The sequence below is a fragment of the Sorangium sp. So ce321 genome, from assembly GCF_051530195.1.
In the GTDB taxonomy this organism is placed as follows: domain Bacteria; phylum Myxococcota_A; class Polyangia; order Polyangiales; family Polyangiaceae; genus Sorangium.
On record NZ_CP150329.1, the window covers coordinates 12461631 to 12487809 of the forward strand.

At 72.6% G+C, this 26179-nt stretch carries 18 protein-coding genes; 6 read left to right on the top strand and 12 right to left on the bottom strand.

What is annotated here, in order from left to right:
• The first annotated feature begins 5 nt into the window (after positions 1-5).
• Positions 6-1316, top strand: coding sequence for a c-type cytochrome (locus tag WME89_RS46275; RefSeq protein ID WP_438005937.1), 1311 nt, complete (start codon positions 6-8; stop codon positions 1314-1316).
• Between the two features lie 181 nt (positions 1317-1497).
• Complete coding sequence (locus WME89_RS46280; RefSeq protein ID WP_438005938.1) at positions 1498-2118, top strand: DUF1349 domain-containing protein; 621 nt, start codon at positions 1498-1500, stop codon at positions 2116-2118.
• A gap of 44 nt (positions 2119-2162) precedes the next feature.
• Here the strand turns inward: WME89_RS46280 and WME89_RS46285 are convergent, their stop codons facing one another.
• Positions 2163-2663: a DUF3291 domain-containing protein gene (locus WME89_RS46285; RefSeq protein ID WP_438005939.1), complete on the bottom strand. Its 501-nt coding sequence runs from the start codon at positions 2661-2663 to the stop codon at positions 2163-2165.
• 23 nt (positions 2664-2686) lie between these two features.
• On the bottom strand, positions 2687-3160 hold the full coding sequence (locus WME89_RS46290) for a MarR family winged helix-turn-helix transcriptional regulator (RefSeq protein WP_438005940.1): 474 nt from the start codon (positions 3158-3160) through the stop codon (positions 2687-2689).
• A gap of 194 nt (positions 3161-3354) precedes the next feature.
• On the opposite strand from WME89_RS46290, the gene WME89_RS46295 reads away from it, so the two are divergent.
• Positions 3355-4518, top strand: a complete 1164-nt coding sequence (locus WME89_RS46295; RefSeq protein ID WP_438005941.1) for a serine hydrolase domain-containing protein — start codon at positions 3355-3357, stop codon at positions 4516-4518.
• A gap of 62 nt (positions 4519-4580) precedes the next feature.
• On the opposite strand, the gene WME89_RS46300 is transcribed toward WME89_RS46295, so the two are convergent.
• Entirely contained in the window at positions 4581-5219 is a 639-nt protein-coding gene (locus WME89_RS46300) for a TetR/AcrR family transcriptional regulator (RefSeq protein ID WP_438005942.1), read from the bottom strand.
• A 91-nt stretch (positions 5220-5310) separates the two neighbouring features.
• On the opposite strand from WME89_RS46300, the gene WME89_RS46305 reads away from it, so the two are divergent.
• Positions 5311-6051: a 3-oxoacyl-ACP reductase family protein gene (locus tag WME89_RS46305; protein WP_438005943.1), complete on the top strand. Its 741-nt coding sequence runs from the start codon at positions 5311-5313 to the stop codon at positions 6049-6051.
• Between the two features lie 168 nt (positions 6052-6219).
• Positions 6220-7194 carry a hypothetical protein gene (locus tag WME89_RS46310; protein ID WP_438005944.1) on the top strand — a complete coding sequence of 325 codons (975 nt, stop codon included), beginning with the start codon at positions 6220-6222 and terminating at the stop codon, positions 7192-7194.
• Positions 7195-7287: 93 nt separating this feature from the next.
• On the opposite strand, the gene WME89_RS46315 is transcribed toward WME89_RS46310, so the two are convergent.
• The 9 genes from WME89_RS46315 to WME89_RS46355 all read right to left on the bottom strand — a co-directional run bounded on the left by WME89_RS46315 (position 7288) and on the right by WME89_RS46355 (position 22139).
• Complete coding sequence (locus WME89_RS46315) at positions 7288-8715, bottom strand: DUF6798 domain-containing protein (RefSeq protein WP_438005945.1); 1428 nt, start codon at positions 8713-8715, stop codon at positions 7288-7290.
• Between the two features lie 322 nt (positions 8716-9037).
• Positions 9038-9961: a response regulator gene (locus tag WME89_RS46320; protein WP_438005946.1), complete on the bottom strand. Its 924-nt coding sequence runs from the start codon at positions 9959-9961 to the stop codon at positions 9038-9040.
• Positions 9955-12924: a response regulator gene (locus WME89_RS46325; RefSeq protein WP_438005947.1), complete on the bottom strand. Its 2970-nt coding sequence runs from the start codon at positions 12922-12924 to the stop codon at positions 9955-9957. The genes WME89_RS46320 and WME89_RS46325 overlap by 7 nt, the downstream gene beginning before the upstream one ends.
• A 300-nt stretch (positions 12925-13224) precedes the next feature.
• Positions 13225-13854, bottom strand: a complete 630-nt coding sequence (locus tag WME89_RS46330; protein WP_438005948.1) for a hypothetical protein — start codon at positions 13852-13854, stop codon at positions 13225-13227.
• 363 nt (positions 13855-14217) lie between these two features.
• A complete protein-coding gene (locus WME89_RS46335; protein WP_438005949.1) occupies positions 14218-15078 on the bottom strand; it encodes a sugar ABC transporter permease in 861 nt (286 codons plus the stop codon).
• Entirely contained in the window at positions 15075-17384 is a 2310-nt protein-coding gene (locus WME89_RS46340; RefSeq protein ID WP_438005950.1) for an extracellular solute-binding protein, read from the bottom strand. Before WME89_RS46340 ends, WME89_RS46335 begins: the two co-directional genes overlap by 4 nt.
• Before the next feature lie 8 nt (positions 17385-17392).
• Positions 17393-18472 (bottom strand): ABC transporter ATP-binding protein, encoded by a 1080-nt coding sequence (locus WME89_RS46345; protein ID WP_438005951.1) that lies wholly within the window; start codon positions 18470-18472, stop codon positions 17393-17395.
• 36 nt (positions 18473-18508) lie between these two features.
• Positions 18509-20365 (bottom strand): alpha-amylase family glycosyl hydrolase, encoded by a 1857-nt coding sequence (locus WME89_RS46350; protein WP_438005952.1) that lies wholly within the window; start codon positions 20363-20365, stop codon positions 18509-18511.
• 151 nt (positions 20366-20516) lie between these two features.
• Positions 20517-22139, bottom strand: coding sequence for a carbohydrate porin (locus WME89_RS46355; RefSeq protein ID WP_438005953.1), 1623 nt, complete (start codon positions 22137-22139; stop codon positions 20517-20519).
• A 387-nt stretch (positions 22140-22526) separates the two neighbouring features.
• Between WME89_RS46355 and WME89_RS46360 the strand changes: the two genes are divergently transcribed.
• Positions 22527-26060 carry an AAA-like domain-containing protein gene (locus tag WME89_RS46360; RefSeq protein ID WP_438005954.1) on the top strand — a complete coding sequence of 1178 codons (3534 nt, stop codon included), beginning with the start codon at positions 22527-22529 and terminating at the stop codon, positions 26058-26060.
• Positions 26061-26179 lie beyond the last annotated feature (119 nt).

A 26179-nucleotide genomic window follows, 5' to 3' on the forward strand; every position in this document is an offset into this window, starting at 1 on the left:
CGCCGATGCGCGCCCGCCCGCTGCTCGCCGCGCTGTTCGCGCTCGCCTCGGGCGCCGCCGCGTGCTCCTCCGAGGACGCGCGGGCGCCCGAGTCCACCGCGCCCGCCGCGCCGCTATCCGCAAGCGATGGCGGCGCGACGGCCGCCGCCGCCGCCGCGGTCACCGCGTCCCCCGCCGCCGCGGCGCCGCCCGGGGACCCGGCGCACGGGCAGCGACTCGTCGCCGAGCTCCAGTGCAACCGCTGCCACGACGGGACCGGGCAGGCGCCCGCGCCGCGCGACGCCCACTGCGTCCAGTGCCACCAGGACATCGCGGCGGGGCGGTTCCAGGCGCCCGCGGCGGCGATGAAGCGGTGGAACGAGAACCTGGTCCAGCTGCGCGACGTCCCGTCGCTGGCCGCCGCCGGCGACAGGCTGCGCCGCGACTGGATCCGCGGGTTCTTGCTGGCGCCGCACGACCTGCGCCCGCGCCTGCACGCGACGATGCCGCGGCTCGCGATCGGCCCCGAGCAGGCGAGCGACATAGCGGCGTACCTGACGCGCAATCGCCGCGAGCGGCGCGAACGTCCGACAACGTCGCTGGAGGGCGCGAGCGCGGCGCGGGGGCGCGAGCTCTACGAGGCCAAGGGGTGCGGGACCTGCCACGCTTTCACCGGGGTGACCGGGCTCTCGTCGGTCGCGCGGGTGAAGCCGATGGAGAAGGAGACGCGCGCCGCGGTCGCCCTGGCGCCGGATCTGCGGCACGCGCGCGACCGGAGCGAGCCCGCCGATCTCGTCGCGTGGGTGCTCGACCCGGGGGCGATCAAGCCGGGCACGCCGATGCCCCAGGTGCCGATGTCGCCCGCCGAGGCGCGGGACATCGTGGCCTTCGTCGCGACCGCGCCGCTCGCGCCGCCGGCGCCGGGGAGCGTGCCCGAGAGGCTCCCGCTGCTGTCGCGGCGGGTGACCTACGACGAGGTGGACCGCAGGGTGTTTCGCGGCACGTGCAGGCACTGCCACTCCGAGCCCGATTACGCGCTCGGCGACGGCGGGCCCGGGAACACGGGCGGGTTCGGGTTCAAGCCGCGCGGGCTGAACCTCGCCACGTACGAGGGGATCGCCGCGGGGTACGTCGATGATCAGGGCGAGCGGCGCAGCGTCTTCTCGCGCGGGCCGGGCGGCGCGCCGCGCCTCGTCGCCGCGCTCCTGGCGCGGCAAGCGGAGGAGGCGGGCCGCGCCGACCCGGCGGTGCGCGGGATGCCGCTCGGGCTGCCGGCGCTCGGCGCGGAGGAGATCCAGCTGGTCGAGAGCTGGATCGCGCAGGGGCGGCCGCAGTAGCGCGGGGCGCGGCGAGCGAGCGCGGCGTCCCAGCGGGCCGGCGTCGCGCGGCGCGACCATCCGCGCCCGCCGCGCCACGCGACGGATCCGCGCCCGCCGCGCCGCGCGATCGCTTCGTGGTAGGCTCCGGCCCGGATCCGCGCACGGGCGGATCCAATCGAATCCTGGGGAGGCCGGCGTCATGACAAAGTTGCTCGTGGACGAGGAATTCACCAAGCTCGGCGTCGACCCGCAGCTCGAGTGGCGCAACCCGCCCGCGCGCTGGGTGGTGGAGCCGGAGCGGCGCGTGCTCGTGGTCGAGCCCGGGGCGAAGACGGACTACTGGCAGCGGACGCACTACGGCTTCCAGAACGACAACGGGCCTTTCCTCTTCGCGCGCGTCGGCGGCGACTTCGTGATGACCACGCAGGTGCGGTTCCGGCCCGCGCACCAGTACGACCAGGCAGGGCTCATGGTGAGGCTCTCCGCGTCGTGCTGGCTGAAGACATCGGTCGAGTTCGAGCCAAACGGCCCGAGCCGCCTCGGCGCGGTGGTGACGAACGCGGGCTACAGCGACTGGTCGACCCAGCCGTTCCCCTCGGATCGGCGCGAGATCTGGCTGCGCATCCGGCGGGAAGGCCCGGATTACCTCGTCGAGAGCTCGGACGACGGCGCGGCGTGGACGCAGATCCGGATGGCCCACCTGCACGAGGACGACGGCACGCGCGAGGTGCCGTGCGGGCTCTACGCGTGCAGCCCGACGGGCGAGGGCTTCGTCGCGGAGTTCGCGCGGCTCCGGATCGCGCCCGGGCGCGCGGGGTGAGCCGCCGCGGCGCGGACGCCGCCCTCCTCGACCGGCGTCGCCCCTCAGTCGGCCGGGCAGCGCAGCGCCTCGCCAGCGGGTGCGGGGGCGAGGGCGTCCGGCGCGGCGAACAGCTGGCGGAAGGTGAACGCGCGCGGCGTCGGCCCGTGCTGGCGGAGGTGCTCGAGCCGCTCCTCGGCCTCGGCCACGCTGGGGGTGTGCCCGGCCGGGATCCACCACAGCGCCGTGATCGCCTCCTTCATCGGGACGAACCACTCCCGGCGGCGGCGCATCACGGCGGCGTGCCCGGGGCTGCGGAAGACGAAATCGGACAGGGCCTCTGCCGACGCCCACACCGACATGTTCACGAGGATCCGGTCGTCGCCGAACGCGCGCACCGCGGTGGCGTCGCCGTCCTCGGTCTTCAGCCGCCACACGAACCCCGGCGCGGCGTCGGCCAGCGCGTTCACCGGGTCGAGCGCGGACACGAAGTCGGCCAGACGCGCCGAGCCGAGCGGCTCCAGCGGCAAGGCGATGTTGACCTGGGCGAGGTGGTGAGACGGCATCGGCGGAGGATACCACCGCTGCGCTACGGCTGGCGCAGCCTCCGCGAGGACAGGAGCTCCAGCCCTCCTGAGCGCTCCGCGATGCGCTGGAGCGACCCGAGCAGCGCGGACGCCTGCTCCTCCCCGAGCAGCGCGCGCAGCCGCCGGTTCACGGCGGCGCGCGCGGTCCGCCCCGCCTCGACCGCGGCCCACCCGCGCTCGGTGAGCTCGACAAGCCGGTTGCGCTGGTCGTCGTCGGCGACGCGGCGGCGCACGTAGCCGAGCTCCTCCAGCTCCGTCACCGCCTTGGAGGCGCCCTGCGCCGTGATGCCGAGCCGCTCCGCGAGCTCTCGCACCTTCACCGGGCCGGGGATGAGGTGCTGGAACACGTACCCGTGGCTCGGGCGGAGATCGCCGTACCCGGCCTTGGCCACGCGGCGCATCACCTCGTCGCTGCTCGCGGCGGCGATGGCGGCGAAGAGCAGCACGAGGTCCTCGTCCGGGCGCGCAGGCTTCACGGCGGGAGCCTGTACCGCACAACCAAGGTTGCGCAAATGACGTTGACAGATCGGGGCGGCGGCCGTATCCATCAACCACGGTTGCGAAACCAAAGTTTCGTAATTGCCAATGAGCTTCGCCGCGGGCGCAGGGGACGCCCGCGCGCCCCCTGCGCCCGCGGCGACCAGGAAAGGGACGAGCGATGGACCTCGCCATGGATGGCTATTGCGACCCCGCGTTCGCGCCCGTGCGCGCCGCGTTTGCCTCGAATTTCGAGCGGTTCCCCGAGCTCGGGGCCGCCGTGAGCGTCGCGGTGCGCGGCCGCATTGTCGTCGACCTCTGGGCCGGCTTCCGGGACGCGGCGAGGACGGCGCCTTGGGGCGGCGACACGATCGTGAACGTCTTCTCGGCGACCAAGGGCGCCGTCGCGCTGTGCGCCCACGCGCTCGCCGAGCGGGGCGCGCTCGACCTCGGCGCGCCGGTCGCCGCTTCCTGGCCGGAGTTTGCGGCGGCCGGCAAGGGGCGCGTCCTCGTGGCGCAGCTGCTCGACCACAGCGCCGGCCTGCCGGCGCTCCGCGCGGAGCCGCCGGAAGGCGCGCTCTACGACTGGCAGGCCATGACCGCCGCCCTCGCCGCGGAGGAGCCGTTCTGGGAGCCGGGCTCCCGGCACGGCTACCACGCCGTCACGTTCGGCTTCCTCGTGGGCGAGGTGATCCGGCGCGCCAGCGGCCGGCGCGTGGGCGCGTTCCTCCAGGAGGCTGTCGCGGGCCCGCTCGGCCTCGACCTCCACATCGGCACCGGCGCCGAGCACGACGGGCGGCTCGCCGAGGTGCCGCCGACGATCGCGAGCGCTCCCGGCGCCGGCGGCCTGGGCGGCGCTTTCGCCGCGAGCTTCCGCGATCCGACGTCGCTCACCTCGATGGCCTTCACCAAGCCGCGCGACCTCGTCACGCCGGGCCTCGTCAACACCGCCCGCGCCCGGCGCGCGGAGATCCCGGCGCTGAACGGCCACGCGAACGCGCGCGCCCTCGCGCGGATGTACGGCGCGCTCGCGAACGGCGGGGCCCTCGTCGACACCGCGCGCGTGCTCTCGCCGCAGGCCATCGAGGCCGCGCTCGCCGAGCGGTCGCGCGGCCCCGACGCCGTCCTCCTCGCGGAGAGCCGCTTCTCGCTCGGCTTCATGCTCCCGAGCGCCCTGCGCCCCTTCGGCCGCGGCCCGCGGACCTTCGGCCACCCGGGCGCGGGCGGCGCGCTCGGCTTCGCCGACCCCGACGCGGGGCTCGGCTTCGGCTACACCCCGAACCAGACCATCGCGAGCGGCGCGGGCGGCGACCCGCGGTGGCCGGCGCTGATCGACGCGGCGTACGCCTGCCTCTGAGGCACATCGCCAGCGCATCCATGCATCGACCCACCGAGCTCTCCACGGGACGACGCGGGAGCCTACGGAGCGCGCGGGGCGCCGGGCCCAGGCCACGCCCGCATCGCGGCCTCCACGGCCGCGCGGAGGCTCTCCGGTGACGCGCCGTCCCGCGCCTGGACCGACATCCCCAGCAAGACGGTCACGTAGAACGTGGCCAGCGCGGCGGCGTCTGTGTCCGACGCGAGCTCGCCGTCCTCCATGCCCCGCTGGATCCGCGCCTGGAGCGAGGCATGCCAGGCCTCGCGGTGCCCTCGCATCAGGTCCTGCAAGGGCCGGGCGCCGGGGGAGCACTGGGTCCCGGCCAGCGCGATCATGCAGCCGGACGGCTGATCGGGCCGGGTGAACTCGTCGGCCGCCGTCTCGAGCAGCCGCCGCACCACGCCCCGGGCCGTCGGCTCCTCGGCAAGGATGCAGCCCATGCGCCCGCCCCCCCTGGCGAGATACCGATCCACCGCCGCCCGGAAGAGCTGCTCCTTGCCCCCGAAGTTCGCGTAGAGGCTCGATGGGCTGATGCCCATCGCCGCGCTCAGCTCGTCGAGCGACGTCGCCTCGTAGCCCCGGTCCCAGAACAGGAGCATGGCCCGCTCCAGCGCCGCCACCTGATCGAAGCAACGCGGCCGCCCTCGCCCCCGCTGGACCTGCCCCGCCGCTTTTTTCATAACGATCGTTCCATAAATCGCTTGACGGGCAGCGACAACCTACTTAGTTTCCTTTTATGGAACGATCGTTCCAAAAGTAAAGGAGCTTTCGATGGGTACATTGAACGGCAAGGTTGCGCTGGTCACCGGGGGTTCGCGGGGTATCGGGGCGGCGATCGCCAGGCGCCTCGCGCACGAGGGCGCCGCCGTGGCCATCACCTATGCCGCGTCGCCGGCAAAGGCAGCCGAGGTGGTGCACGGCATCGAGGCGGCCGGCGGCAGGGCGATCGCCGTCCGGGCGGACAGCGCCGACGTCGAGGCGGTGAGGAGCGCCGTCGCCCAGACGGTGAAGACCTTCGGCCGGCTCGACGTGCTGGTGAACAACGCCGGCGTCGCCGGCATGGCGCCGATCGATCAGTTCTCGCTGGAGGAGTTCGATCGCCTCATGGCGGTGAACGTCAGGGGCCTCTTTGCCGCCACGCAGGAGGCCGTCCGCCACATGGGCGAGGGCGGGCGCGTCATCAACATCGGGAGCGTCAGCGGCGACGTGGCGCTCATGCCCGGGATGGCCGTCTATGGCGCGACCAAGGCGGCGGTCGCCGGCCTGACACGCGGCTGGGCGCGGGATCTCGGTCCGCGCGGCATCACGGTCAACAACATCCAGCCGGGCCCCGTGGACACCGACATGAACCCGGCCGACGGCCCGCTCGCCGCCCAGCTCAAGGGCCAGATCGCCGTGCAGCGCTACGGAAAGGGCGACGAGGTCGCCGGCATGGTGGCGTACCTGGCCGGCCCCGAGGGCGCCTTCGTCACGGGCGCCGACCTCAAGATCGACGGCGGCCTCACCGCCTGATCTTCCCGGGCCTGCAAGGCTCCTCTGCCCGGGAATGCGGTCTCCGTCGCGACGTCGAGGCCGATCCGTCTACGTGCTTCCGCCACGAGCCAGCCCTGCCGGACGGGACTCGAGCGGACAGGCAGCCGTCCGCCACCCGTGACACTGAGCCGTCCGCCCCCGTGCCACATGGCACACACCGTCACAATCCATGACGGATTGCGCCACCGGCTGGTGCGCCTGGCGCGCGATCCAGTGGTTTTGTTCATATCCGCCCTGGCGCACCGGTTGCTCCTCGGCGACCGCATGAGCTGTACATCATCCGTCGTTGCTCTCGCATTCATGTCTGTCGTCCCCCTCTGCATGACGCTCGCGTGCGGCCCCGTTGAGACTTCTCCACCCGGCACCACGAGCGACAGCGGCGAGCCGAAGAGCCCAGAACAGCCGTCCGCCTGCGAGCCACGACAGGCAGGGATCTCGGCTGATTTCGAGCTCACCGTCGAGGATTGGCCGGACGAGGGATCCGATAGCTACGATTACATCATGGCGGCGCCATGCCAGGTGGAGGAAGCCAGCTCAACGACACGCGACCTTGCCTGCATGGACGGAGACGGCACCGTGCACGGCGTGACGATCACGCTCCCCAGCCCCCACATCATCGGCGCCGTTCCCGAGAGCGGTCCCGTGTTCCTGCGGGCGGCGCGCTACACGGATTACGCTCCTGTCCTCGACTACCAGTGGTTCGAGGTGCGCGCCGGCTCCGACGTCACGGGCGCGCTGCTCGCGGGAGGCGTCCGAGGTCCCGACCCGATGCCTTATCCGCCCGTCGAAGGCTATTTTGCGCCGATCAGGATGGCGATGAGCGCCGAAGAAGCATGCCCCGAGGAGACCCAGGATGAATGCTTGAGCCTCCGCAGAGCACGGATCGACTTCTGGATCGATGAGCTGCCAGCCGGCTCGATCCTCGACGGGCACGAAGGTGAGCTGGGGGCGAGCGGAGCATATCGTGCGATCGTGGGCGCGAGCGCGGACCACTCCATGATAGCGGTAGGCGACTCGGACTTCTGCGCCGGTGACGACCCGAAATACGCTGACGATCTTCGCCTCTTGATCGGAGCGAGAGCGCCCGAGGGGGCCGACGGCACCCCGCCGGTGCTGGACTGAGCTGGCTCTCCAGCGCTCTCGCTGAAGGAGGGAAGCGAGGTCTTCCGTGGAGCACGATCGGCCGCGGACCTCCACGAGCAGGGCAGCATTCCGCTATCTCGGGGACGGCTCGACGATGCGATAGAGGCTCCCGTCACGGTCGCTGGTCGCGAGCTCGACGCCAGGGCACGACATCGAGGAGCCCTTCGGCACGATGACCCAGCGGGGGGCGGGCGCGCTCGCGAGGATCGGCGCCAGCGCGCTGCACTGCAAGGAGCCCCGGCGCGGATAGAGCTTGCGGAGGAGCTTGTTGCGGCGGTCCCACTCGAGCACCTCCCGGTCGGCGTACGGGTGCGACTTCCAGTCTGCGAAGATCGCGACCGGCGCGTTGAGGCGCAGGTGCTCCCAGGACGGGGGGCTGATGACCACGTCCGTGAGCGCGCCGCGGCGCTGCGCCTCGAGGGCCAGCGCCACGCCCGGGCCCGGCCACCGGCGCATGCGCTCGAGGCCGCTGTTCACGGCCGCCCCCATCGCGGCCACCCAGACGACCCCGAGGATGCCCGGCGCGACGAGGCGCGGCGCGCCGCGCGGTACACGGCGCGCCACGCGGCCGAGGAGCGCCGCGCAAAGCACGGCGGTGCAGAGCGGGACCAGCCACGTGGAGATGCGCCACGGGAACGCGAGCCGGAGCGTGTACAGCTGGGGGAACGCGGCCGCCGCGAGCGTGCCGAGCACGCAGACGGCGGCGAACGCGCCGAGGCGCAGCTTGTCCGACCGCCTCGCGAGCAGGATCGCGGCGACGACGATCAGCGCGCGGTAGAGCACGTCGACGTCGAGCCAACGCTGCGGGACGGTGTGGTGCGGGATGCGGCCGTCGGCGATGATCTTCTGCGCCGCGTGGAACGTCCCGGGGTCGGAGGGCGCGAACTGCGTGGCCGCCCAGATCAGCGGGGGCGCGAGCAAGGCCGCGGTGAGCGCGGCCAGCACCGCCCGCCGCCGCCACGGCGTGCGGCGATCGAGCACGAGCGTCGTGCCGACGATGAGCAGCACCGAGGGCACGTAGGTGGGGTGCATGACCGCCGCCAGCGCGGCGACCGCAGCGCCGGCGTGCGGGCGCCCGTGGAGCCACAGGGCGAGGCCGCACAGGAGGAGGACGCCGAAGTTCGAAGGCTGAAGGAAGTCGCGGAGCACGTACTGGCCCGCGACCCCCTCGAAGGCTATCTCGCGCCAGGGGCCCGCGAGCCACGCGGCCGCGAGCGCGCAGGCGACGGCCCACCGCGGCGCGCGCGGCGCGGCGTCCGGCAGCAGCGCCTCGGCTGCGAACACGAGCCCCGCGAGGCACGCGGCGCCGAGCAGGGCGTTCAGCGCGAGCAGGCTGCCGGTGCCCGCGATCGAGAGCAGGGGCGCCACGAACCACGTGAAGAACGGCGTCGGATCCGCCGTGTGCGCGAACCAGTCCGCCTCGAGCTGCGGGTAGGTGCCGAAGCGCCGCGCCGCGTGCACGAGGTACGTGTTCTGGTTGATCACGAAGGGGCGCGACATGGCCAGGATCGCCCCGAACACGGCGCACGGTACGACCCATGACCACTGACGCCCTACGCGAAGGGAGGTCCCGGGTTCGCGGTTCAGGGTGGGAGCGGGCTGCTCCTCGCCGGGAGCGGCCTGCTGTTCATCGGAGGCCCGATGCTCCTCGCCGGGAGCGGCCTGCTGTTCATCGGAGGCGGGGATCACGGGGCCGCGACCCTACCACGCGTTCGCTCCATCACACGACGTGCGCACGATCGTCACCACAGCGAGGGGCTTGGGCGCCGCCGTGCCGGCGCACGAAAGCAGAGCGCCCAGGAACGCTCGGATCGAGTCCGCGTCAGCCTTCGTGGCCGTCCTGCTCGCCTTCGGACCCCGGAGAGCGACACCGCATCACCATGCGGATCTCGTTGCCCTTCTCGTTGTGCCGCACCTCGTCCATGAAGGTGCGGATCAGCATGAGGCCGCGGCCGCTCGGCTTCTCCAGGTTGGCGAGGTCGGTCGGATCCGGCAGGTCGCGCGGGTCGAAGCCGGGCCCCTCGTCGCGCACGACGTAGGCCGCCTCGGTCCTCGTCTCCCGCGCCACGACGTGCACGCGCCGGTCCCGGTAGGGGCTCTCCCCCCGGCGCCGCTCGACCAGCGCCTGGAACGCGGCCGGATCCTCGTCGAGCAGCGTCGAGCTGACCTCGAGGTTGCCGTGCACGATCGCGTTCACGAGCGCCTCGCGCAGCGCCACCGCGACCTGGATCCGGCCCGTCTCGTCGCACAGCCGCATCCGGCCCAGGCTCTGCTCGATGTGGCCCACCAGCGCGGGCACCTTCGCCACGTCGTTGTCGAGCTCGAAGTGCGACTCGGTCGCCGTCAGGCACGAGAGGAGCTGCTGCTCGCGCCGATCGAGCCGCGCCACGGCGAGGACGTTCTCGACCGTGTTCACGAGCTCCGCCGCGAGGTTCCGCTTCGCCACGTAGCTCGCGGCGCCGCGCCGGAGCGCCTGCACCGCGATCTCCTCGCTGCCGTGCGCGGTCATCAGGATCACCGGCAGGTACGGGTGCTCGCGGCGGATCGCCTCGACCAGCTCGAGGCCGTCCATCTCCGGCATCTGGAGGTCGGTCAGCACGATCTCCGGCATCGTCCGCGCGATCGCCTGCAGCGCCTCGACGCCGTTCTCGGCGTACATCGGCTCCATGCCGGCGCGCTTCTTGAGCAGGCTCCCGGAGAGGCGTCGATCCATCGGGGAGTCGTCCACCACGAGCACCCTCACCATCGCGTCACCTCGTTATCAGAGCGTGGTTCGCCCTGCACCGGCGTCGCAGGGTCCGCCGGCGCGCCCTCGCGCATGAACGCGGCGAGCTCGGGGACCAGGCGCTCGACCTGCGCGCGCAGCGCGAACTGCGCCTCCGCCAGGCTGCCGAGCTCGTTCGCGCGCGCCATCTTCTCCAGCGCGAAGGCGGCGTCGAACGCGGCCCGCGCGCCGAAGCTGTCGACCCCGCCCTTCAGGCTGTGCGCGGCCCGCTGGAGCTTGCGGGCGTCGCCCGACGTCACCGCCTCATCGATGTCGGCCATCCACCGCGGGCACTCCTCCAGGAAGACCTCGGCGAGCTCGCGCAGGAGGTCGGCGTCGCCGCCCGTCCGCTCGAGCGCCCGGGTGCGGTCGAACATCGGCCGGCTCGCGATCGAGGAAGGTGAGCCGGTCAGCCGCTCCGAGCGGGTGCTCGGCGGCCCGTTCTCGAGCGACGACGAGGGCACCGGCGAGTACGAGCTCGCCGTGCCGAGCGACAGGCCCTCCGTGTCCTCGATCTCCAGCGACGAGGGCCCGGCGGCGAGCCGGTCGATCATGTCGTAGAGCTCCTCCACCTGGACCGGCTTCGACACGTAGCCGTCGAAGCCCGCCCGGAGGCAGCGCTCGCGGTCGCCCTTCATCGCGTAGGCGGTCACGACGATGAGCGGCATGTGCCCGCCCTCGCGCCGCTCGCGGGCGCGGACGGCCCGCGCGGCCTGGAGGCCGTCCATCTCGGGCATCTCCACGTCGAGCAGGGCCACGTCGTACTGCCCGCTCGCGATCTTCTCGATAGCGAGCCGGCCGTTCTCGACGATGTGCACGTGGTGGCCCTGCCGCTCCAGCCAGCGGCGCATCAGCTTCTGGTTGATCGCGTTGTCCTCGGCGACGAGCACGCGCAGGCCGCGGGCGCGCGGCCCGGGCATGTAGCGGCGCACGTCGGCCGACCGGAGCGCGCTCCGCGTCGGGACGCCGAAGGCGTGGAACACGGCCTCCTGGAGGTGGGACTGCTTCACGGGCTTCGTCACCATGGCGAAGACGCCGAGATCGCGGCAGCGCGCGGCGTCCGCCTGCGCGGACGTCGAGCTCAGCATCATGATGGTGCGCCCCTTCAGGATCTCACGCCGGCGGCAGTGCTCCACCACGGCGAAGCCGTCGACCTTCGGCATGCGGGCGTCGACGAGCGCGAGGCCGAACGAGGTGCTCGGCCCGACCGCGTTGCCCCCCGGCTTGCCCCAGGGCAGCGCCCACACCCCCGAGTCCTCCGAGAGCGCCGCGATCGCCGCCGCCCCCGAGTCGACGGGGACCGGCTTCATCCCCCAGCCCTCGATCGTCTCCGCGAGGATGCGCCGCGTCGTCGCGTTGTCGTCGGCGATGAGGACCCGCGTGCCCTGGAGGTCCTTCGGCAGCTGCGGCCGGCGCGACCGCGCGGCGCCCTCGAGCGCCCTGAGCTGGAGCGTGAAGTGGAAGGTGCTGCCCTTGCCGACCTCGCTCTCGATCCAGATCTTGCCGCCCATCATCTCGACGAGCCGGGCGCAGATCGTGAGGCCGAGGCCCGTGCCGCCGTACTTGCGGGTGGTCGACCCGTCCGCCTGCGCGAACGCGTCGAAGACGAGCCGCTGCTTGTCGGGGGCGATGCCGATGCCCGTGTCGATGACGCGCACGTGGAGCACCACGACGTCGCCGAGCGCCTCGCCCGAGTAGAGATCCGCCGCGCTCGGGCGGTCCGCGCCGGCCTCTTCCTCCTCGGGCGAGACGGGGGAGCGCGCCTCGATCGCGGCGCGGACGACGATCTCGCCGGCGTCGGTGAACTTCACCGCGTTGCTCACGAGGTTCACGAGCACCTGGCGCAGGCGCAGCGGGTCGCCGACGAGCGCCTCGGGCACCTCGGGGCTGACGTGGTAGGCGAGCTCGAGCCGCTTCTCGTGGGCCCGGAGCGCGAGCGTCTTCACCGCGTCGCCGATGATCTCGCTCGGCTCGAAGACGACGGGCTCGATCTCGAGCTTGCCGGCCTCGATCTTCGAGAAATCGAGGACGTCGTTGATGATGGCGAGGAGCGCGTCGGCCGAGATCTTGACCATCTCGAGGTACTCGCGCTGCTCCTGGGTGAGCTCGGTCTGGAGCGCGAGCGACGTCATGCCGATGATGCCGTTCATCGGGGTGCGGATCTCGTGGCTCACGCTGGCGAGGAACTCGCTCTTCGCGCGGCTCGCCGCCTCGGCGGCCTCCTTGGCCTGCTGGAGCTCGGCCTCGACCTCCTGGCGCTGCATCAGGAGGGCGCGCAGGCTCGCCGAGTGCTCGCGCTCGTTCTCGAGCGAGGCCTCGCCCATGGCGTCCGCGCGCCGCTTGGCGATGCTGGCCATCACCGCCATGGCGGGCGTGGTGACGGCGAAGACGATGACCCGGAGCAGGTTGTCCGCGGTGTACGAGAGCGGCGCCCCGTCGTCGGAGAAGTAGATCGCGAAGTAGACGCACGAGATGAGCGCCGTGATGATGCCGCCCCAGAGACCGCCGCTGAACGCCGCGAACACGATGATCATCGAGAGGATCGCGGGCGGGTTCGGGATGTTCCAGTCGAGCGCGGCCTCGAGCGTGGCGACCGCGCCGATGACGAGCAGGGCGAGCACCGGCCCGAGCAGCGGCAAGAGGTGCTTCTCCCACGAGGGCCGGCTGAGGCGCGGCCGCCGCGCGGAGGGCGCCGGCAGGAAGGTGCCGCGGCCGTCGCCGTCGCCGACGAACGAGAGGCGCGGCTCGCCGCCGAACGAGAGGCGGGCGTCGCCGACGAGCGAGGGACGGCCGTCGCCGACGAGCGAGGGACGGCCGTCGCCGCCGGGCGAGGGACGGCCGTCGCCGCCGGGCGAGGGACGGCCGTCGCCGCCCGAGGGGGGGCGGGGCTCCGCGCTGACGGTCCCCGGCGCGGCGGCTGGCGGGGGAGCCTCGGCCTTCGGCATGGCTCCATGGAGATAGCGGGGTCGCGAGGGGGCGTCCATGGCCGTGAGGGAGGGGGGGCGCCGGCGGGCAACACGGGGCCCTGCGCCCGGGGCGACCGGGCGCGCGGCGCCGGCCGCGAGCGCGCGGGCAGGGCGTCGCGCGTGGCCCCGCTCCTCGAAGGCACCCCTCGCTGTCAGCGCAGGACACTGCAGGGAGCGCGAACAGGTCCGGCAGGCTCATGGCCATCGCGGCGAGGAGCGGGCCTCGCTGGCGGGCATCATCGCCGGACCCGCGCCTGGTGCGACTCGCCTACGTGGCGCTCACAAGCTGCAGCAATGGAGCTTCAAACCGTTCATGGCAGTATCGTCACCCCCGCCCTGCGAGTCCTCGAATCGGATGGACATCCCGCACACTGCTGTGCCTGTGGGACAGTAAGACCAATCTCTCCAGCCGCCCCAGCCGCTGCCGTTGGTCGTATAGGTAGTGCCACCGTACCTGCACCCGAACTTGACGTCGTTCGCCGCCGTGTCGTCCCTGCGACCACCCCGCGAACCTTCCACACGCAACTGCGCCGACGTGAGGAAGTTGGCCGCGCCTGAGCAGGAGGCGGCATCGCCCCAGAGCCCCCATTTCCCGTCATAAGACGAGATCCATTCAATCGTGTTGCCCAGCGCGTCCTGACACAGGAGCTGCACTGAATTCAGGGCAGTGTCGTCGTCGTCGGTACCTTGGTCACGCTCGACGCGGAGCTTGTAGCCGATGGCCCACGACCCCGGACTGCAGTAGATATCCTGTCGCCAGTTCCCCCAGTAACCTTCCCCAGGAATCACGGTATAATAATAATCTCCGCGCGAGTAACCGAACGCCCCTTCAGCCTCGCCGACCTGCTCATCTTCCTCGGCCTCGGCCTGAGCGGCATCGCCTTCAGCGTAGATACCATCGTCGTCCACCTCCTTCTCGACAAGAAGCGCGCTCTCCTCGATGAACTTCTATTGCCACATTTGCTGGCCGGCGCTCTGGACGCTGCACACGACATCGGTACGACCGGTGCACGCGTCATTCAGTCTTGCGCAATGGGGCGCTCGGCCGCCATACCACTTTGGCGGTACGACGGCGGCGTTACCTTGAGCCAGCTCGACAGCGGTGCGCTGTGTCCGCTCAGCGGCCGCCGAGCGGCGTCGCGAACCGCAAACAGGCCTGGTGGACCTTTACAGCGCAGCGCCGCGTTCAGCCGCTGACGGCGGCCGTTGCTTCTTCCGTTCCGGATCCCGGCCCTGCACGGAGTGAGCGCCTCGGGTCGTGCCGGGCACCGCTCACCCCTTCACCCCGCCCGTGGTCAGCCCCGCCACGAGGTGCCGCTGCACCAGGTAGAACGCCCCCATGACCGGCAGCGACACGAGGAGCGCCCCCGCCGCGAACCGCTCCCACTGCGCGTCGTACTCGCCGATGTACCGCTGCAGCACGACAGGCAGCGTGAACATCTCCTCCTTGCCGAGCAGCGTCGCCGCGAGGATGAACTCGTTGTACGCCGTCATGATCGCGAACAGCGCCGTCACCGCGATCGCCGGCCGCGCCGCCGGGAGCACGACCCGGAGGAAGGCCTGGAAGCGCGTCGCCCCGTCGACCATCGCCGCCTCCTCCAGGTCGACCGGGATCGCCTCGAACGCCGCCCGGAGCTGGAAGATCGAGAACGGCACCGCCGTCGACGCGTAGCAGAGCACGAGCCCCGTCCGCGAGTTCAGCAGGCCCAGCGCGTCGAGCAAGAGGTACAGCGGGATCGCGCTCGCCACCGTGGGGAACATCTGCGTCGCGAGCAGCGCGCGCACGCCGCGCTCCTTGCCGAGGAACTGGAAGCGCGCGAGCGCGTACGCCGCCGGCACCGCGATGGTCACGCCGACCACCGCTGTCGCGAGCGCCACGACGATCGAGTTCGCGAGCTGGCGCGGGAACAGCCACATCTCCTCGCCGCCGACCTTCTGCGACGTCGTGACCACCGCCTCGAGGTGCTGGAGCGTCGGCTGGTTCGGGAACGGCAGGACCTCCGGCACCGGCGGGCGCGACCCGGAGAAGGCGATCGAGATGACCCACAGCACCGGGTACAGCGCGAAGGCGACCGCCGCGAGCAGCGCGACGTGCACCGCGATCGACTCGACCGGAGAAGGCTTGCGCGTCATACGGCCTCCGTCGCCGCCACCGGGGCGGGCGCCGACCCGTCGGCGGCCCCGCCGCCCTGCGGGATGTAGGACCCGGGCGTCCGCCGCCGCCAGCGCCAATCGCGCGTCGCGAACGTGAGCAGCAGGAAGATGAGCACCGAGTACGCCGCGGCGTAGCCGTACTGCGCCTCGCGGGTGAAGGCCCACCGGTACGCCTCGGAGACGAGGATGTCCGTGGTGCCGTCCGGATCGCCGCCCGAGACGAGGAACACCACGTTGAACATGTTGAACGTCCAGATCGCGCCCAGCGTCACCGCCGGCGCGAGCACCGGCCTGATCAGCGGCAGCGTGATGCTCCAGAGACGCTGCCAGCGCGTCGCGCCGTCGACCTCGGCCGCCTCGAGCACGTCCTCCGGCACGGCGGTGAGCGCGCCGAGCGTGACGACCATCATGAAAGGGAAGCCGAGCCACACATTGGTCGTCACGTTGGCCGTGAACGCGGTCGTGAAGCTCGAGAACCAGGCGATGGGCTCGATGCTCGTGCCGAACGCGCGGTTCACCGCCTCGATGAGGCCGGTCACGGCCCCGAACTGCCGGTGGAACATGCCCTTCCAGGACAGCGCGGTGACGTAGCTCGGCACCGCCCAGGGCACGATGAGCAGCACCCGGTAGACCGCGCGCAGGCGCAGCGTCGGGCGGTGCAGGAGCAGCGCCAGCGAGACGCCGAGGACGACGTGGAAGAAGAGGTTCACCACCGTCCAGAGCACGGTCACCGCGAGCACGAGGTAGAACGAGCCGCTGGAGAAGAGCGGCTCGCCGCGGGCCGTGAGGATGCTGATGAAGTTGGCGAGGCCGACGTACCGGAGGCCCTCGCCGCTGCCGGCGAAGAGCGAGGTCGCCGCGCCGATGACGAGCGGCACCATCACGAGCACGCCGATCGCGACGACGGCGTGCGCGACGTACTTGTAGGCCGAGAGCGAGCGCTCGAACGAGCGCCGGAGCGCCGGGCGCGTCGGGCGCGTCGGGCGCGTCGGGCCAGAGACCGCGCCCTTCGCGGCGAGGACCCACCGGAGCACCAGGGCGAGCGCGAGCGCGCCGAGCACGACGAGGAGCGGCGCCGGCGAGGCGGGCGGCGGGAGCGGCCGGCGTACGTCGTCGAAGCGGTGCTTCGCCTCGGAGAGCGCGACCTCGGGGGACGCGTCGCCCCGCAGCACCTTGCGGATCGCGCGCGCCGACGGCTCCCAGGTCGAGCGCATCGCCGGCGACGTCGGCATCGGGATCGCCACCTTCGCCTGCTCGGTGAACGCCGCGATGAACGCGTCGTCGGCCGGGACCGCCACGTCGCTGCGCACCGGCGGCGTCCGCGCCACCTCGAGGCGCGTGGCCGCGGCCGCGGCGCCCGCGATGTGGCGCGCGAGCGCCCGCGCCTCGACGCGCTGCGCGCCCTGGGGCGAGAGCATCACCGCCTCGACGGTCATGAACGGCCGCATCGGCCGGCCTGTCTCGCGCACCTTCGGGAGCGGGACGACGCGGGAGCGCTGCTTCGCCTCGTCCTTGAGGCCGCCCACGAACCACGGCCCGCTCATCACGAACGCCGCGCGGCCGGAGTTGTAGAGGTCGGTCACCAGCGCGCCGTTCGCGTCCTCCGGGACGACCCGCCGCGCGATCAGGGAGCGGACGAGCTCGAGCGAGCGCTCCGGCCCCGGGCCGACGAAGCCGAACTGGTCGTCCTCGTCCAGCATCGTGCCGCCGAACGCGGCGAGGATCGGCATGTGCGCGTAGGCGTTCGACGCCTCGTACGCGAGCGGGTACACGCCCTGCGGCAGGGTGCCGGCGAGCGCGGCGATGTCCTCGAGGTACGCCGGCGCCTCGCGGACGAGCGCGGTGTTCATGTAGAGCGCCATGCACTTCTGGCTGATCGGCAGCCCGAAGATCTCGCCCCCTTGCCGCACGGCCGCGAGCGCCGGCCCCTGGAACAGCGCCTCGCCGTCCGGCTCGAGCGCGTCGCCCACCGGCGCGACGAGCTTGCGCGCGCGGTAGTCGCCGAGCCGCTCGTGGGCGTCGATGAACAGGTCGGGCCCCTCGCCCATCGGGATCGCCGCCTGGAGCTTCGAGGCGTAGGCGTCGAACGGCAGGGCGAGGAGCTCGACCTCCTCGCCCTTGAAGGCCGCGACGATGGCGCCGAGCGCCCTGGCCTCGTCGTCGCGGTAGGCGTGCCAGAGCCGGATCGGGGCCGCGGCCGCGAGCGCCGGCCCGAGGACGAGCAGGAGCGCGGCGAGCGCGGCGAGCGCGATCGCTGGCGCGGGGCGGCCTGGGCGGCTCGACATGGCGCGCCTCACGCCTCCCGGAGGCTCAGCCCCGAGTCCGCGTCGAACAGGTGCACCTTCTGGAGCGCGATCTTCACGGTGTCCCCCTTCGCGACAGGCGCCGCCGGATCGAGGCGCGCCACGAACGGCGCCCCGGCGACGGTGCCGTGAGCGTACGACTCGGCCCCGAGCGCCTCGACGATCGTCACCTCGAACCGGGCGCCATCGTCGCCCGAGGCGAGATCCACCTCGTGCGGGCGCACGCCGACCGTCACCCGCCGCCCGGACGAGAGCGCGCCCGGGAACTCGGCCGCGTCGATCCCGACCGCGAGATCCCCCTGGGCCGCGACCCATCGGCCGTCCCGGCTCTCCATGCGCGCCTCGAAGAAGTTCATGGCCGGGCTGCCGAGGAAGCTCGCAACGAACTGCGTGCGCGGCCGGGCGAACACCTCGAGCGGCGGGCCCGACTGCTCGACGACGCCCTTGTTGAGCACGAAGATCTCGTCGGCGAGCGTCATCGCCTCGACCTGGTCGTGGGTGACGTAGACGCTCGTCGCGCCGAGCCGGTCGTGCAGCTTGCGGATGTCGACCCGCACCTGCGCGCGCAGGGCGGCGTCGAGGTTCGAGAGCGGCTCGTCGAAGAGGAAGAGCTGCGCCCGCCGCACGATCGCCCTGCCCATGGCGACGCGCTGCCGCTGGCCGCCGGAGAGCGCGCGAGGGAACCGGTCGAGGAGGGGGCCGAGGCCGAGCATCTCCGACGCCTCCTTCACGCGCGCCTCGATCTCGGCCGGCGGCGTCTTCCGGAGCTTCAGGCCGAAGGCGAGGTTGTCGCGCACGGTGAGGTGCGGGTAGAGGGCGTACGACTGGAACACCATGGCGATGTCGCGATCGCGCGGCTCCAGGCGCGTGACGTCGCGCTCGCCGAGCGCGATGGAGCCGTCGTCGGCCTCCTCGAGGCCGGCGAGCAGCCTGAGCAGCGTCGACTTGCCGCAGCCGCTCGGGCCGACGAGGACGGCGAACGAGCCGTCGGGCACGTCGACGGAGACGCCGCGCAGCACGTGGGTCTGGCCGAATCGTTTGTTAAGTCCGCGCACTTTGACAGAAGCCATGGTGGAGACCCTCGTGGGGCAGGGGGGCTGGGGAGGTCAGAGACCCTGGATGACCTGATCTTCCGGGACGAGCAGCGCGCCGCTCACCGGAGGCAGCTTGATCGTGAGGGCGCCGCTGGCGCCCACGGTATACGCCTTCTGCTCGGGCGAGAGCACGTCGACGAGCACGGTCCCCGGCTCGAGCTCCGTCGTCATCGCCTCGCCGCCGAAGCTCGGGGAGCTGTGCTTCTTCGGGTGCGTGTTGAGCACCACGAGCGCGTAATCGCCGCCCGCCTCGCCCCGCTCGAAGGCGAAGATGCCGGCGTCCTCGTCCGAGCCCCCCGTCCGGTCCGTCGACCAGCGGACCCGCTGCTCTCCGACGGTGAGCGCCCGGTAGCCCCGGCGCAGCGCGGTGAGGCGCTTGACCCACCGGAAGAGCGGGTGCTGCGTGTCATAGCCGCTGATCCAGAGCGGCTCGCGGTTCGCCGGGTCGTTGCCGCCGCGGAAGCCCTGCTCGGTGCCGTAATAGAGGCAAGGGATGCCGTCCTCGGTGAAGAGGAACAGGAGCGCGTTCTTCAGCGCCGCCTCGGGGTCGGCCTTGAAGGGCGAGACGCCCGCGCCGGCGTAGAGGAAGCGCGGGACATCGTGGTTGTCGATGAAGTTGACCAGCGTCTTCGTCGGCGGCAGGCCCGTGCCGTTCGCGTTCGGCTCCGCGCCGTAATGGGCCTCCCGGGCGGCCCAGAGGTCCTCGATCCGCCGCGTGCCGAGCGCGTCGCGGAAGACGTCGCGGAAGGCCTGGTAGTACTGGGAGAAATAGAAGACGCCGTCGACCATGTCGCCGGTGATCGGCGCGTCGCCCGGACAGCCCCCCTCCGCCTCGCTGCTGTTCTCGCGGTCGAGGTCGCCGCCGAGCGCCGCGTCGTTCGGGTGGGCCGGGACCTCGTGCCTCGTGAAGCTGCCGATGAGGTCGTCCCTGCCGTCGAAGGCCTCGCCGAACATGAAGAAGTTGGTCTTGCCCTTCTCCTTCAGCCGAAGCCGGACGTTCTGCGTGAAGTAGCGCCAGAACTCGTGCTCGACGTGCTTCAGCGTGTCGATGCGGAACCCGTCGATGTCGGTGAGCTCGACCCAGCGCACGAACACGTCGACCATCGTCCGCTTCACGTCGCAGCGGGCGGTGTCGATGTCCTTGAGGCCGCCCGGGAAATCGCCGTGCACGAGCTGGTCGACGTCGTCGAAATTGAAGATGCGCCCCTTGCGGTTGTAGACCTCGGGGTCCTGGAAGAGCTCGGGCAGCGGCGGGAGGTGGTTCGTCGCGGGATCGTAGCGGAAGATGACCGGCGCCGGGCCCGACTCGCCGAGCGACGTCCGCGCCTGGACGCCGCGGGCGTCGAAATCGGGGTCGTACTCGCTCACCCGCTCGAGCGGCGATTGCCCGGGCCTGCCGCTGCCATAGACAGACTCGTCCGGCTGCCCGTTCTGGTTGATGTCGTAATAGAAGAGCTGGCCGACGTGGTTCGTCACGACGTCGAGGATCACCTTCATCCCGCGGCCGTGGGCCGACGCGACGAGCCGGCGCAGCGACGCGAGATCGCCGAAATGGGGGTTCAGCGCGGTGAAGTCCTGCGTCCAGTAACCGTGGTATCCGTCGAAGCCGGCGTCGGTGTCGACGTTCTTGACGATCGGCGAGATCCAGAGCGCGGTGACGCCGAGCTCCTCGAGGTAGGGCAGCCGGTCCTCGAGCCCCTTCCAGTCGCCGCCGTGCCACCGGCCGAGCGCCGAGGAGACGCGGGTGTTGTTGCCCGCGTCGCCGTCGGCGAAGCGGTCTATCAGCACCTGATAGACGATCTCCTCCCGCCAGTCGCTCACGTGCGCCCCGAGCGAGACCTCCTGCGCGACGCCCTCGTCGAACGACATGCACCCCGCGACGGCGAGCGCGAGGGCGGCGGCCGCGGCCGCCCGGGCCAGCGCGCCCGCTCGCCCCGAACGCGCCGAACGCGCCGAACGCGCCGAACGCGCCGAACGCCAGAGAGAATGTCTCGATCGCTGCCGGTACATCGTGACCACCTTAGCTCGGGGTGTTGAACCACCACTCCGCCCCGAGACCGAAGAAGTGCTCTGTCTCGCGGAGGCCGAAGACATCGTCCTCCGGGTACAGCCCGCGCGCCCCCGCGTCGCGCAGCGTGAGCGCCCAGATGAGCCGGACGACCGGGCGGCTCAGATCCCCGCGGCCGGCGGGCGTCACGAACGGGGAGACGCCGAAGCGCACGAGGCTCGCGGCGTGCGGCCCCTCCGGCGCCTCGAGCGAGCCGGGAGGCGCGCCCGGGGTCGAGAGCACGCCGCGCTGCTGCGCCTGGTAGGACGCCTCGACCGCGAGCCCGCCGAGCTCACCGAGGAAGACGTGCGGGCGGACCATCGCGATCCCCTCGTCGACGTCGTGGAGATCGAGGTCGGGGCTCGCGTCGCGGAAGCTCCGCAGGTAGCCGGCGACCATGACCCCGAAGGGGCCGCGCTCCCAGTTGCCCCCGAGCGCCACGACGATCTCGCGCGCGCCCGCGGCCGTCCCGTCGGCCGCGAGCTGCACCGGGGTCGCGAACTCGCCGTGAGCCGCGAGCCCGCCCGCGTACCGGAAGAAGAGGTTGACGTGCGTGTCGCGCTCGCCTGTATAAGCGCCTATCTCGGCGCCGAGCACATAGCCGCTGTCCGCCGGGAGCCGCTGGTAGACGTTGGGCTCGGTCTGCCGCTGCCCGCGCGCCAGCGTGTGGAGCTCGCCGTACGCGACGCCCTTGAGCCCCGCGCCCCCCGGGAGCGGGACGACGTGGGCCGCCCGCGCGCTGCCGACGAGCTTCTGGCGCGACAGCACCTCGACCGACGCGGCGCCCACCTGGTTGAAAGGGCTCGGTCGCTCGACGATCTGGCCAAAGAACAGCCCCTGCGGCCTCGACAGGCCCGCGTGGAGCGCCGCGCTCGTCCGCGCGTCGATCGCGTATCCGACCCCGCCGCCGAGCGTGTTGAGGTTGTCGAGAGGCCACCAGTCGAGCAGGTAGATGTCGTCTCCCCGGTACATGCGGGAGCCGGCCCAGAGCGAGAGCCCCTTCACGCCGAGGTCGCTCACCTCGAGATAGAGGTTGCGCACCGCGATCGAGGCGTCGAAGACGCCGTCGTGATGGAAGATCGGGTGAGCGACGGCGAGGGTCGTCACGACCCCGGTAGAAGCGCCGGTCTTCTGCCAGTGATCGTCGCGGCGGAGCGTGAGCTCGACATAGGTCGACTCGTCGAGCCGCGAGCCGTGAGCGACGATATCGGCGTCGCGACCCGGGCGCCCCCGGAGATCGGTCGCGGCGACCACGCGACCATAGGAACCGAAGGAGAACCCATCCTGTCTGGATTGCGCGACGGGCGGCGGCGTGGCCGCCGCGGGCGCAGCCGGATCGGCCCGCGCGCGGGACGACGCCGTCGCGGCCTCGCCGGGCAGCTCCGGGCGGACCGCCGCTGGCTGCGCCGGCGCTGCTCCCGGCGGACCGGCCGGCTGCGGCGGCAGAGCCGTCTCCGCTGTCGGCGGCGGCGCGAGCGGGGTCTCTCCGGCAGGCGCTTCCGCGGTATCGGGAGAAGCCGTAGTATCGACAGGAACCTGCTGAGCCGCAGAGCGCAATGCATAACCCTGCAGCGACATGGCCACCAGCGCGGCCACGACGCGATGCTCCCCCGCCCTCAACGCGCCTCGCACGGCGCGAAAGCTACACCAGCAGCAGTGGCCGGGTCCACGATTTATCGAGCTCGCAAGTGGCTTTCGAGGCGCGCCGCGACCGGCGCAGTCGCCACCCCGCGCGCGGTCCGCGGGATCGCAGGCGGCGGTCGCTCTCGGCGGCCGAGTCGCGCCTCGCCGGTGGCCTGAGGGCGACGCCGCCGCCGAAATCGCGTGAGCCGTGGCCCATCCTGTCGACGTTCGACATGATCGCGAAGTCCATCGCGCCGTCACGAGCCCTGTTGTTTCACCACGGACGCTTCACCACGGACGCTTCGGGCGCGGGATGTCGTTCCGTTGACGGTACCGGCGTGGCATGGCACCGTCAGATTCGTGACTTTCCCGGCGCCTCCCGATCTCGATCTGGCGACGGCCAGCCCCGGAGATCAAAGGCGCCGGTTCGAGGCGGGCGGGGCCGTGGGAGACGGCGCGATCTATATCGAGCGCTCCGCGGACAGGGAGCTCTTCGACGCGCTGCGGGGCGGGGAGCTCTGCTATGTGCTGTCCACCCGGCAGATCGGGAAATCCAGCCTGCGATTACGGGTCTCGAGGCGGCTCCGCGCCGAGCAGGTCGAGTGCGCGAGCGTCGACCTCGAGGCGCTCGGCCCCGAGTCCGCCACGCCGGCGGGCTGGTACCTCGGGATCGCGTCGGAGATCGCCGAGCAGCTCGGGCTGGAGCCGCCGGACGAGTTCTGGGACGCGCACTGGCACCTCGGGCCGGTGCACTGCTGGTTACGCTGGCTCGAGGACGTCGTGCTCGTGGACATCTCCTCCGCGATCGTCCTGTTCATCGACGAGATCGACGCCACGCTGTCTCTGCCTTTCTCGCGAGACGACTTCTTCGCGGTGATCCGCTCGTTCGTGAACCGGCGGGCGGAGCGCCCGGCCAACGCCCGGCTGACCTTCTGCCTGCTCGGGGTGGCGGCGCCGTGGGAGCTCGTCGCCGATCCCACCCGGACGCCGTTCAACATCGGACGGTCGATCCGGCTCGACGATTTCACCCGCGCCGAGGCGCGGGGGTTCCGCGCCGGCCTCGAGGGGCTCGTGGCCGATCCCGACGCGCTGCTCGACGCGGTCTACACGTGGACCGCGGGCCACCCCTACATGACCCAGCGGCTCTGCGCGGATCTCGTCGGCGAGCCGCGCGGCCTCGGCGTCGAGGAGGCCGTGCAGCGGCGGTTCCTCCGCCACGGCCGGACCGAGGACCCGAACCTGCGCTACGCGGCGCGGTGCCTGGAGGCGCCGGGGACCCACCACCACGCGCACGCGCCGAAGCTCCTCAGGCTGTACAAGCAGCTGCTCGACGGCCACCGGGTCCCGGTCGACAGCGGGGATCCGGTCCAGCTCGCGCTGCGGCTCGCGGGCCTCTCCGCGGAGCGGACGAGGCCCGCGGGCGGGCCGTGCCTCGACGTGCGCAACCGCATCTTCAGCGCTGTCTTCGACCGGGCGTGGGTCCTGTCGCGCGAGGCCGAGCGGGCGATCACCGAGCCGCTCGCGCGCTGGCTCACGAACGGGCGGAAGGACGACTTCCTCGTGGGCGGCGCGGCCCTCGCCGAGCTCACGTCGTGGTGCGACGGCCGGAGCGACATCTCGGCGGAGGAGCGGGCGTTCCTCGCCGCCTGCGCGCGGGCGGAGGTCCAGAAGCGGTCGATGCGGCGGCTGCTCACCGTGCTCGCCGTCGCGGTCACGCTGCTCGGCAGCCTGATCCTCGTGCTCCTCTGGCAGATGGGGAAGGAGGAGCAGGCGCGGATCCGGGCGCAGCAGGAGTCGCGCGAGAAGGACGCCCGTCGTCTCGCGGCCCAGGCGGGGAAGGAGCTCGCCGAGGGCCAGCTGCAGCGCGCGCGCCTGCTCGCCGTGGAGGCGGGCCTCGCCGCCCAAGCGAGCGGCCGCCCCGCGGGCCCCACCGTGGTTCAGGCGCTCGGCGACGCTGTCTGGGGCCCTGCGGTCGGCCAGGAGGTGCTCACCGGGCACGGCGGCGCGGTCCACGACGCGGTCTTCAGCCCGGACGGCCGCTCCGTGGCGACCGCCTCGGCGGACGGGGCCGCGCGCATCTTCCGCCTCGGCGGGCGCGAGGAGCCGACCGTGCTGCGCGGCCACAAGCTCGCGGTCGTCGCCGTCGCCTACAGCCGCGACGGGAGCCGCCTGGCCACCGCGTCGACCGACGGCACGGTGCGCCTGTGGCGCGCGGACGGCCACGAGGAGGGCACGCTCAGCACGCGGGACGCGGCGCCGGCGAGCGTGGCGTTCAGCCCCGACGGCAGCCGCCTCGTCGCCGGGACGACGAACGGCGCGGTCTACGTGTGGCGCACCGGCATGGGGGACGAGCCGCCGCTCGTCGTCACGCTGGGCGAGCGGCTCATCCGGCGCGCTGTCTTCAACCACGACGGCACCCGGATCCTCGCCACCGCCGTCAGCGGGACGGTCCACGTGGTGCGCACCGACGGGCAGGGCGCCCCCGCGGTGCTGGACGGGCACGGGCAGGGGGTCGAGGGCGCCGACTACAGCCCCGTCGACGACCGCGTCGCGCTCGCGGCGGGCGACGGGACGGCGCGCGTGCTCGTCCCCCGCCAGCGCGAGCCCATCGTCCTGCGCGGGCACACGGGCCCCGTGCGCAGCGCCGCCTTCAGCGCCGACGGCACGGCGATCGTCACCGCCTCGGCGGACGGGACCGCCCACATCTTCCGGGCCGACGGCAAGGGCACGCCCACGGTCCTCCACGGGCACGAGGCGGCCGTGAACAGCGCCGCCTTCAGCCGCGACGGCAGGAGCGTCGTCACCGCGTCCGACGACGGGACCGCGCGGGTCTGGCGCCTCGACGCGCCGGGCGAGCCGCTGCTCCTGCAGGGCCACGCCGGGCCGCTGACCGGCGTCGCCGTGAGCCCGGACGGCGCCAGGATCGCCACCGCCGGGACCGACCGGACGGCGCGCGTCTTTCGCGCCGACGGCTCGGGCGAGCCCGTCGTGCTCCGGGGGCACGAGGAGCACCTGCTCAGCATCGACTTCAGCCCGGACGGCAGCCATCTCGTCACCGGCTCGGCCGACAGGACCGCGCGGGTGTGGCGCACGGACGGAAAGGGCCAGCCGACCGTGCTCGGTGTTCACGACGACCGGGTGGTCGGCGTCGCCTTCAGCCCGGACGGGACACGGATCGTCACGACCTCGTGGAACGGCATCCTGCGCGTGTTCGAGGTCGGCGTGCAGGGCGAGCCCGTGGTGCTGCGCGACGAGCGCGCGGGGCTGATCCGGGCGGCGTTCAGCCCGGACGGCAAGCAGATCGTGGCGACCTCGGGGCCGAACGTGAAGGTGTGGCCCGCCGACGGCCGCGGGGTCCCTCGCGTCATCTCGTCGGGGTACGAGGAGCGCGCGATCACCGCGCTGGCGGTGAGCCCGGACGGCAACCACATCGCGATCGCCGCGCTCGACGACGGCGTGCGGCTGTTGCGCGCCGACGGCCAGGGCCAGCCTTTCGTCCTGAACGGCCTCGGCACGACGGTGCGGGCGGTGGCGTTCAGCAGCGACAGCGCCCGCATCGTGGCCGTGTCGAGCGACGGCATCGCGCGGGTGCTCCCCGTCGATGGGCAGGGCGAGGCGATCACCCTCCGCGCCGAGGGCGTCACGCTGACGGACGCCGTGTTCAGCCCCGACGCCACCCGCGTCGTGGCCGCCGCGAACGACGGCGCGGCGCGAGTCTTCTCTGTCGCGGCCGAGCCGCTGATCGCGCGGGCCTGCGCCTACGCCGGGCGCAACTTCACGCGCGAGGAGTGGGCGCAGCTCATGCCCGACATCACGTACCACGCCACCTGCAACGAGTGGCCTGGCGCCCCCGAGCAGGACGCCGGCGCCGCGCCGCACCCGCCCGTGCGCTGAGCGCCGCGGCGGCGCGTCGGTGGCTGTCGGTGGTTGTCGGAATCAGAGCGGGAGGCGGGCGAGGGGCCGGCGAGGTGGGGAGAAATGCTCAACGATCTCTCCACGTTCCCGCCCTCATG